Source organism: Massilia sp. BKSP1R2A-1, assembly GCF_050586525.1.
GTDB lineage: Bacteria > Pseudomonadota > Gammaproteobacteria > Burkholderiales > Burkholderiaceae_D > Telluria.
Map to the genome: position 1 here is coordinate 148,997 of NZ_JBOBRE010000015.1, position 11,144 is coordinate 160,140.

At 54.5% G+C, this 11,144-nt stretch carries 3 protein-coding genes; 2 read left to right on the forward strand and 1 reads right to left on the reverse strand.

What is annotated here, in order from left to right; translation table 11 throughout:
* The first annotated feature begins 339 nt into the window (after window positions 1–339).
* Complete coding sequence (locus tag ACQ7JA_RS20900) at window positions 340–10,335, forward strand: NBR1-Ig-like domain-containing protein (RefSeq protein WP_430901291.1); 9,996 nt, start codon at window positions 340–342, stop codon at window positions 10,333–10,335.
* Complete coding sequence (locus ACQ7JA_RS20905) at window positions 10,332–10,646, forward strand: hypothetical protein (RefSeq protein WP_430901293.1); 315 nt, start codon at window positions 10,332–10,334, stop codon at window positions 10,644–10,646. Before ACQ7JA_RS20900 ends, ACQ7JA_RS20905 begins: the two co-directional genes overlap by 4 nt.
* A 36-nt stretch (window positions 10,647–10,682) precedes the next feature.
* Here the strand turns inward: ACQ7JA_RS20905 and ACQ7JA_RS20910 are convergent, their stop codons facing one another.
* Window positions 10,683–10,949 (reverse strand): hypothetical protein, encoded by a 267-nt coding sequence (locus ACQ7JA_RS20910; RefSeq protein WP_430901295.1) that lies wholly within the window; start codon window positions 10,947–10,949, stop codon window positions 10,683–10,685.
* Window positions 10,950–11,144 lie beyond the last annotated feature (195 nt).

The window sequence follows — 11,144 nt, forward strand, 5'->3', positions numbered from 1 at the left end:
CCCATGGTAGCTCGTTCTCCAGTGAGTAGTCGGTAGGCAGCAGTTCTTTTCGGCGCCGTCGCCCGCTTAAGCTCGTTCAGCTACCTGATCGCCTGCTCACCGCTGGTGCTGCCGATGTCCAAATAAGCGTTCTTCCGAGCTCATTCTGTGGCTTCACAGCGCCAATTGCGTGTCCAAAGTACTCGTCCTGCATAACTATGCATATAAACGCCTTGCAAAAAGGAAAAAATTGCTCTTTGTTACTATTGGATAGACTTCCTCAACAAACTTCCAATCAAACTTGCTAGTACATACAAACAATATGTGCCTCTTTTGAGTGCCCACAAGTGGAGTTGGAAAATGCATCAATCTTCGATGACGTTAAACAAAATAACGTCGAGCTACGCGTCGTTGTTACGCATTTTCTACCTCTGCCTTTTGTTATGTGGTCTGGTTTTTTCTCAGTCTGCACTTGCGCAAGCTACCTGGACTAACTTAGCCGTTAGTCCCGCCAATGGAACGGCGGACGCAAACGGCTTAATGAACGTTACATTCACTGGCACCGTAAAAGCCTCGACCACAGGAGACGCTGTCAATGCGGTCTGGGTCGTAAATAGTTCTGGACAGTATCTCCAATACCAGGCTTATTCGATCAGCTACGACAAATTTGGAAACCCGCGTAACGACACAAGAACCATCAATATCGTTGTGCCCCTTGGTGTAGGAACCCATCAGTTGCGCCTCGCTGCGCAGCACGAATGGGGCAGCGAAGCTTTTTCACAAACGTTCACTGTCAATGTCGCATCGTCGGCGCCAGTTAACAACGCACTGTATGAAAGCCAGAGCGTGCCAACGACGATGGTCGCAGGGCAGAGCTACAACGTCTCGGTCACAATGCGAAACAATGGGACGATGGCGTGGAGCCCGGGGGGTACCAAGCCGCATAGTCTGGGTGCACAAAACCCTCAGGACAATTTGACATGGGGGCTCGGACGCGTTCAGGTGCCTACAACGGTTGGTGCAGGTAACAGCGTAACGTTCAATTTCACCGTGCGCGCGCCAAGCACAGCGGGAACATACGACTTCCAATGGCGTATGCTGCAGGAAGGTGTTGAATGGTTTGGCGGCTACACGCCAAATGTCACAGTGCGTGTCGATGCACCGGCAGCGCCTGCGCCGACAATTAATGTATCTCCCATCCCGCTTGACCTTGTTGTAGGCCAGTCGGCAAACGTCACATGGAGCACGACGAACGCCACTTCCGTCACACGCAGCTGTACAGCAACAGGGACGGGATATGCTGGTAATGTCACCCTAGCGACGTCTGGCAACCGCTCTGAGACAGGCAACTCTGCGTGGGTGGGCTATCCGTCGACTTGCACGTGGACCGCAACTGGCGCCGGAGGGAGCCGTAGTGTCTCGCAGCAGATGACAACGCGCGCCGCTGCACCGACGATTAGTATTTCACCTAGTCCGTTGTATTTGATCGAGGGACAATCGGCAACTGTATCGTGGAACTCGACCAACGCGACGTCGGTCACGCGCAGCTGCTCCGCATCAGGGACCGGGTACGCTGGCAGCGTGACGCTTGCTACGTCCGGCAGTCGCACCGAAACCGGTAATACTGCATGGGTGGGCTATCAGTCTACATGTACATGGACAGCGAGCGGTGCGGGTGGAAGTAGCAGTGTTACTCAAGTAATGAGAACAGATCCATCCCGGCCGACCATTACCGTTTCGCCCAGTCCGCTGAAATTGATTGTCGGCCAAGCTTCCTCGGTGAGCTGGAGCACGACAAACGCTACATCAGTAACGCGTAGCTGCACCGCATCAGGCACCGGGTACGCTGGCAATATTACGCTTCCTACCACGGCAGGCAATCGCACCGAGACAGGCAACTCGGCGTGGGTCGGCTATCCATCCACATGTACGTGGACGGCAACTGGGAACGGGGGGAGCAGTACATTCGTCCAGACGATGACAACAGATGCACCTGCGCCAGTGCCAACTGCCAGCATCACCGCGCCAGCCAATTATTCGTATTTCGTTGCCACCTCGTCGACTGCTGCGGTCTCTGTTCAAGGTAGCGCCACGGCCGTCGGCGGGTCGGCCATCACGAAACTCGAGCTACTCAACGGCACCACGGTCCTTGACACGAAAACGGGGACGTCAGCTTATTCAAATACCATCCAACTCGCACCAGGGGTGTACATGCTGTCGCTTCGCGCGACCAATGCCGCTGGCGGTCAAGGCACGAGTTCGAGCATCGCGATCGATGTTCAGTCGGCGAAAGCGGGTAATAGCGCGCAGGCGCTAAGCCAGGCCGTGCCTACGACAATGCGCGCTGGACAACCGTACACCGTGACGGTCCGCATGTTGAATAACGGTACAAGCACCTGGACCGATGGAAGCAACTTCCGCTTGGGCGCCCAAAATCCGCAAGACAACAATACCTTCGGACACCGGGCCTTTTTAAGCGGGAACGTCGCACCTGGCGACACGGCGGTATTTGCGTTCCAGGTTACCGCGCCTTTCAGCCCAGGTACGTACAATTTCCAATGGCAGATGGTGCAGGAATATGTGGGTTGGTTCGGCGGCCTGACCCAAAATGTGCCGATTACCGTTAGCACCGGGGCGGGCCCCACCGTGAGCTTGTCGGCCAGTCCAAGCAACGTACGTGTGAGCGGTGCGCAGCTGCAAGCCGTGACCTTCACGGGAAATGGCACGCGCGCGGGTAGCTCTGTGACCAAACTGGAACTGTTCCAGGACAGCGGCAAAGGTTTCGGCATGGCGCCAGTGCATACATCTACTGGCAGTGCTACGCTACTGAACTATTCGAGCACGCTGAATCTCGCCGCAGGGACCTATGCATTCAAGCTGCGCGCAACTGACAGCAGTGGCGTGCAGACTGATTCATCGATCGTTCGCGTCAATATCACGAACAGCTCGCTGCTTGGTACTGTATCAGGGGTGAGGTCGAATGCCGCTGGCGACCCTGAACTGTATGGATGGGTTTGCCAGCCCGGTAGCACGGCAACGTTGGCGTACAAAGTGCTGCTCGACGGTCCTACGCTAGCCTCTGGCGGTACCCTACTGACGCAGGGAGTTGCCAATGTCAGTACCGAAGCCGATAACGCATCGGTGCAAAGCCAATGCAGCACCCCGGGTGTTGGCCACCACTTCGTCGTCAATCTGAGCACCTATCTGTCAAGTTACGCCGGTCGGTCCTTGTATGTGTATGCAGAAACCGCTGGTGCCGCCGCCAAGGTCACGTTGCCGTGTGCCGATAACAGCTGCACGATGCCTGGCACCCTGCGGGTCGGTTTGACCACCCCGCTCAACGGCGACAAAGTTCAGAGCCCGAATCCGGTCTTCATGCGCATGCAGCTGACCAACCAGAGCGGCAGTTACGATGAAGTGGGCTTCGTCGTTGACGGGCAATGGGTCGCGGCATCGCCAGAGGCAACCGCAGGCGCCTATTCGGCATCATTGTCCGGACTCACGGCGCGCACTGCTCCTTACACGGTGTATGCTAAGGTGCGCAAAGGGAATACAACATTGCAGAGCGTTGCGAATCAGTTCACCGTTCAGCAAGCTTCGGCGATTACCATCGCGATGACCGGTCCGGCCAACGGCGCAACTCTGCAGCAAGGTGTAAGCCAGGCCTTGTCGGCAACCGTGCAGGGTACAGCAGCATCGGTACGCTTCTTTGCCAACAATGTTCATGCAGCCTCCGGCGCAAATACGGGTGGCACATGGAGCGGTACATGGACGCCGGCCACTGCTGCCACCTATAGCCTGGTGGCGCGGGCATATGACGCGAGCGGCGCCCAGGTTGCGGAGTCCGCAGCGGTAAGTGTCACGGTAACCCAGGCTGCAGGCGGCGGCACGCTCACGTCGATCAATATCACACCACCTCATCTGACAAATCCGGATGCGGGCACCCTGCCGGGAGCAATGGCGGTATCTCCAAACGGATCGGCGACGTACTCCATGCCAATCGAGGTTCCGCCGGGAACTGCGGGCGTCAAACCGGAACTCTCTCTGGAATACGACAGCAGCGGCGCCAATGACATCCTTGGCTTGGGCTGGAGGTTAAACGGCGTTTCGCGCATCCACCGTTGCGGCAAGATCATCGCGACCGATGGCGTCAATGAACGGATTTCCTTTACCAATCGCGATCGCCTGTGTCTCGACGGGCAGCGCCTCGTGTTGGTGAACAAAACCGTCAACAATGACGAAACCTACTGGGCGGACGATGCGCAGTACAGGACCGAGATCGACAGCTTCTCGCGGATCAGCGCCCAGGGTACGGGCGTCGCCCAGCGTAGTTTCAAGGTTGAGTTCAAAAATGGTCGTATCGCAACGTTCGGCCGTCCGACGGAGAGCGGCTATGTCAAAGCGATCGTCAAGCCGGTACAACGCATGGACCCGAGCGCTGAGGTAGCGTTTACGCCTGATGCGAAATCCGGTGCGCAATTCTGGGCAATGGATCAGGTTAAGGACCGGAGCGGTAATTACATCAATTACGTGTACGAACAGAGCACCGAGACAGGTGAGCATCTGCTCCGCTGGATTCGCTACGGCGGCAATACGCTGAGTGCACACGCCGCAGTAGAGTTGGTGTATGAGGCGCGTCCCGATGCATGGAAGCGCTATGTCGACGAGACCCGCAACGATTTGCGCAGCAGGGTCAGCCGTATCAAGACTTATGTGCGGACCGATCTTACAAGCACTGCCCCTCCGGACGTTCTTGTACGCGATTACACGTTGAGCTACGAGCGCAGTCCAACGAGCGGCCGTAGCTTGCTGAAATCCGTCCAGGCATGCGCGTACCATGTGAGCACCCGAGCAAAGACCTGTTTGCCACAAACGAATTTTGCCTGGGGCAAGCCTGATCTAAACAAGACTGCCGGGTTTGAGCCTGTGAGGTATTGGCCGAATTCGCCTATCTTGAGCACGCATAACACCGTCTCTGGGAAGCGTCTCTCGGCTACCCACGCCGACTACTTTGCCTACGCCGACTTCGAGAACCATGGATTTACGGACGTATTAGAGAAGCGTGTTGCATCGCCAGGAGAACCATATTCAGAGGAAAGCGATGCTGCAAGTTTGGCTAACCCGATTCCTCGAGGGACCTTACGTTCTTCCTATCGCTATTTCCATAACACCGGGACTGGGTTCACCGAGTACAGGTATCGCATCGAGCCTGCGCAGGACTTCGCCGTATTGGAGACGAGTGATTTTGATGGCGACGGTGCGCCGGACCTCATCGTTTCGACCGCAACCGGTCCCAAAGTGTGCTTGTCGCCTCTTGGAAAAGGTGGCGACAGCGGGCTTGCCAATCCAATCATCTTTACCTGCAATGCTAACTACGTTGGCATGGGCACAAACGACATTACTCAGTTCCCACACCCAGTAGACGTCAATGGTGACGGTCGTGTTGGCCTATATTCTGCAATCAGTAGAGAAAACGGCAGCGCCAAGTTTTGTTTGCAAGCGGCTTGTATTACGGATACTGCCCCGCCACTCACCATCCTTTCACCCGAATATGTTCGGTCAGGAATGGCCGAAGTGGCTGAGCAAAGTGTGGTCAGCTTCGTGAAAATGATTGATTTTACGGGTACGGGCAAACCAAACGATGTGCGATGGACGCAGTCGCGGTTCACGGAATTCGAGACGGACTCCAATGGCGAGGTGCATTCCGTCAATCGATGGGAGAACTTGACTCCCCAGATGATCGCGACGGAGCTCGCTAATCCCACGCTTGCTACCAACGCATGGAAAGTTGTTTCGTACTCTTATAACGAGTATGTAATGCCATGCGCATTTGCCGGCTGCGCGCGCGCGCCTTATTACTTCGAAACCCCGCATGCTGCAGCGGGTCTGGCTGCCGATTTCAACGGATCTGGTTATGCAAATACCATGTTCGGATTCGTCGAGGATAAGCTTAACCCGACTACTGGTATCGCATACGCGAGCCGCGCCGAAGCGACATTCTGCCTATTTACAGGTCGGACGTTCGATTGCGGGGTTCGCCAAAAAATTAGCGGATTGCAATACAAGGGCGTACGTGGGATCGGGGACTTTGTGGGTGACGGCGCACCTGCAATATTGGTAGAAACAATGAACAACAGTTCCGATCGGCTTCCCGTACCAACTGGGAATCTGGAGGTGTGCCGTCTCATGGGGGACGACACAACTAAAGCGCCCTTCGAAGAAAACAGCGATAGCAACCTGAACTGCACCCCTTGGAGTGGTGTCACGTATCCACGCGACAACGGCTTCCGCGAAGCCCAGCCGGCCGCCTTCTACATGGATCTGATGGGAACTGGTCGCTCTCAGCTGGTCATCTACAGGCCGGGCAGCTTCGACGCCAATGGACAGTGGCAGGAGCAAGCTGGCCGTTGGGAGGTTTATGCGCCACGTGATCTTGCCGTAACTGGACAGGCCTTGGACAAAATCCACCAAGTAACCAATGGTGAGGGAGTATCTACCAGTGTGGACTATGTGGACGGGCTAGGGGCTGGCATCGTCACGCAACGTGTCGCTACCATGGCTTATCCACGCCACTTGACAGCGAGGGGAGCAAAGGTAGTTTCCCGTATCAGGCATGCCAACGGTGCGAGTTCACCGCGCACTAGTTCCTACCAATATGTGAATGAAGCGATCGATATGCACGGACGGGGCTCGCTCGGCTTTGCGGAAGTGAAGGAAACCGATGAGCAGAGCGGTATTAACATCACCACACGCTACCGACAGCAATGGCCTTTTACTGGCATGCCTGAAGCTGTGCAGCGTCGTGCGAGCAATGGCACTTTGCTTTCCGACGTCGTTCATACGCTCGAGCAGAAGGTAACTGCCCAAGCCGCTTTCCCTTACATTTCGGAAACGGTGGAAAGCCGCCTCGACCTGAATGGTGCGGACCTCGGCAAGATCACGACCAAGCACGTGTACAGCAGCGATGGTTGGGGCAACCTGGAAAACTTGACTGTGACGAGTGCTGGCAACAGCGAGACGTTCCTCAAGAAGGTCGATACGATCTACAGCAACGATAGCGCAAATTGGCTGGTTGGATTGCCTACCAATGTTGTGGAAACACGCCGTAGTGCCACTAGCGTCGAGCGGGTGCGTACTACCAAGTTCACCTATTCATCAACGACTGGACTGGTTGAGACGCAAACGGTCGAGCCAGGGCGGCCATTGTATGAAGTAAAGACCACCTTCGACCGTGGCAATAACGCGTTTGGCCTGGTCACGGCGGCGACGCAAACTTGGCTCGATCCTGTTTCACAAGCGAATAAAAGCAGGGTCTCCGCGAAGACAGATTATGACTCGATGGGGCGATTCCCGAAGAACGTGAGTAACGCCCTGTTCCGCGCAGAGACACGTACCCACGATCCCGCAACCGGCGTGCTGGTCGAGCTTCTTGATGCAAACAGCGTGAAAACGAGTTGGGAAGCCAACGGTTTCGGTAGAGTCACGCGGGCGTTGACGCCAGATGGTAACGAAACGCGTTATTACCGGAAGGATTGCCAGCAAGCGTGCCCCCTCGGCGCCACAGTCGCAGTTGTGACAGAGCGTTTCCGTGGAACCGACCGCATCAGTGTGCCTGAGGTGGCCTATCTCGATAATGTCGGTCGTATAGTGCGTTCCAAGAGCTGGGGATTCGATGGCGAGCCAGTCGTGATGGATAAGCGTTACGACGCAAAGGGGCGACTGCAAGAAACAGATCGGCCACGAAAAGAAAATGAAAGCGCTTATTTTTCCCAACGTTTCGGGTACGATAACCTCGATAGGATCACGTCGATTTCTTCGTTCGACGAAAGCAATGAGTTGCGGACCAGTACTACTGATTACAATGGCTTCGTGCGTACGCTGACTAATTTCAAATCGCAGCGGCGCATCGAGTCGTACAACATGCTCGATCAAATCAGTAAAGTTACTGATGCGCTAGGAAAAGATACAGCTTTCGAGTTCGAGGCATTCGGTGATTTGAGCAAGACCACCGATGTTGGCGGCAATGTCATCACTATTGGCTACGATGACCTGGGTCGACGAATCTCTCTGAACGACCCAGACTTGGGGCTGCAGCAATACCGCGTCGATCCACTCGGCCGAACATTCGAGACCAGTAGCCCGGAGGTGCGCAAGATCGGGACGAAGAAGGTCACAATGGAGTTCGATGCGCTCGATCGCATGACCGCCAAGCTGGAACCAGATCTGGAAAGCCACTGGATCTACGACAAGGCATCCAACGGCATTGGTGCATTGGCTGAAGCCCATACGGGTACATCGGCCGCACCAGACTACCGCAGGCTTTATACGTACGACAACATCGGGCGGCTCATCCAAACCTCCCAGAAGCTGACCGATAACTGGTATTACGCGTACACGGACTTTGATGCATGGGGCAGGGTGTCGCGTCTGCGCTATCGGCGCGGTACGGACGGTGAGAAAGCTTTTGACTCTCGATACAATGCTTTTGGCTATCTGTCTCAGATTCTTCGCGGCGCGATGGTTTTGCACGAAGTGAAAACGCAGGACGCGAGTGGAAAGCCAACGTTGCTTAGCTTCGGCAACGGATTGAATCAAGAGCGTATCCATGATCCGCGTACCGGCCGCCTGAAAGATGTCAACCTTCTTTCGGCAGGCACTGCCGTTGCCACTGAAGGATACCAATATGACGTGCTAGGCAACGTAAGCAACAGGACTCAATATGTTGGCCAAGCAGGATTCCAGGAGAGCTTCCGCTACGATGAATTGAATCGTCTGCGCTATAGCACAGTGCTTGGTCAGGCCGAGCAGGAGTTCACATACGACACCCAGGGTAATCTGCTCAGCAAGCCAGGCGTTGGGACCTATAGCTATCCTATACCGGGGCCGGGAGTTATCCGTCCACATGCAATTACCAACAGTACGCAACTTGGCTCGTTCAACTACGACGACAACGGTAACCTGTTGAATGGGGCCGGCCGTAGCTATACATGGACAAGCTACGACATGCCGAAAACAATTACGCAAGGAAGTACTACCGCAGGCTTCATCTACGGACCAGAACACCAACGTTTACGTCAGGATCGCAGCGAAGGTGGCGTCAACAGTAGCCTGATTTATGCGGGAGCTCAGGAGGTTGAAACAACCAACGGTGCAGTGACTGTAAAAACGTACTGGCCTGGTGGAAGTGGTGTCGAGATTGACCGTCCGAATAAGCCTACTGAGCTGAATTGGACGTACACGGACTATCTGGGCAGTGTCTACGCAATTGTCGGCCCGAGCGGAAACGTGGTTGAAACTCACACTTACGACCCATGGGGCAAACGTAAATCCAAAGGGGGAATAGACAACAAGGGATATACTGGTCACGAGATGTTGGACCAGCTTGGCCTGGTGCATATGAACGGCCGAGTATATGACTCATTAACGGCTAAATTTATCAGCGCCGACATATTGGTGGAAGATCCGCACGATAGCCAGAGTTACAATCGTTATAGCTATGTGCTTAACAATCCAACTAACCGAACAGATCCATCGGGGTTCGCTTCTGATGCCAATAAGAGAGATGAGACTCCTGAGCCGCAGAAAGTAGTTGTAATGGGGGAAAAGGAAGAAAAAGTCAACAGGGGCACGTTTATTAGTCAGCACTGGGGCGGTGATGGTGCTTACGGATCGTCGCGTATGGGCACGATTGGTTGGTGGACTAAGTCCCCAAAGGCGGCTCCACCAGTAGCCAAAATGGGAGGGGCTGCAGCTTCGGCAAACACAAATAGGGATGACATAGTTCGCGACGCAATGCTATCGAGCCCAAACCCAGCCGTTGCTCAGGGGGCGGCGTGTGTGGGGCACGAAGGAACGTGTGCCGGCGTGCTCGGGGGGGGGCTTGGTGGTGGTTGGTTGGGCAGCACCAAAGTCGGACAGGTAATTTTGGGACTCTTTGGTTTCGGGTCTGAGGTGCAAAACTTAGCTGATGGTGTTCCTGCTGGTAGGAGCGTTGCTGGGTTGGGGGCAAAAACTGCGGCAGAAGCAGGGCCAGAAATGGTTCGTGTTGGCCGCTGGATGTCGCGAACTGAGTACGAGGCTATGAAGCGGACTGGCCAGTTGCAAGAAGGTGCTGGCGGCATGACCTCAATGGCTACTAGCGGGCCGGCTTCCTTCGTCAGGCAGACGGCACCTGGCAACGTTTACGTTGAGTTTTCCATCGCTAGAAATAGCGTGGTTCAAGGCGGGCAAGCTGATTGGCTGACTGGTGTAAGTGCTAACGCATCTCGTTCGATGCAAGCTGCAATCCGAAAACAGGGGGGTGAACTTTCGCCAGCAGTTTCAAATATTTCGTTTATTCAGGCGGTAAAAAAATGATGTCATTTAGTGAGCGATCCAATTTGGCTTTGCGCTACTTAGAGTCAACACTTGGGTCTAAATTTGAGTACAAGAGCGTCTCAGCAAAGCAAGGTGATTTCGGGGACCTTGAAGGTGTTCAGTTTGATTCGGATCATTGTGGTGGATTTTTATATTTCTGGAGTTCAGGGTCAATCCAGTACCATCTTTATGATTATCGATTGGATAGCGAGGTTATTTTAAATACCTTAGACCCAATGGGCACTGATGAGGAGATTCAAGTGCTTGTGAACTCATTAATTCAGAAAGTGAACGATATTGAGGCGCAGTAATTGCGTTTTTTGAAGCATTTTGCTTTGTCTGCAAAATCAAGGCGCTGCGCTGTCAGACAATGGCTGTCGGCCATGTTTGATACGCAGCTCGTTGATGAGCTGGGTATAAGTGACATCGCCAGCGAGCATACGGCCTGCATTCATGGCGTTATCATCGGTTAGCTCAATGCCTTCCAAGGCCCATGACGCTTTAATCTCCAGCCATGCTGGATGCGCGTTAGCCAGGTCGATGTAATGCCGGCGCTGGCGTGCTGCATCGAGCGATACGATATCGGCGGTTGCTGATGGCTGGATATTCGGCATGATGAAATTTCCTGAAAAAGCTTGAAAACTAGTGAAATAAGCTGCAAATATCTGCAATCCACTGCAAGTATTTGCAATTCAGTCAAACTCTCTGAAATTACGTGAAATTCTGCTGCAACTGGGCTAGCCAATGCCAAACCCGCTTGATTGAATACGCTCTTTTGCCCTGTTCGCGCTGATCAAATACCGCATTTG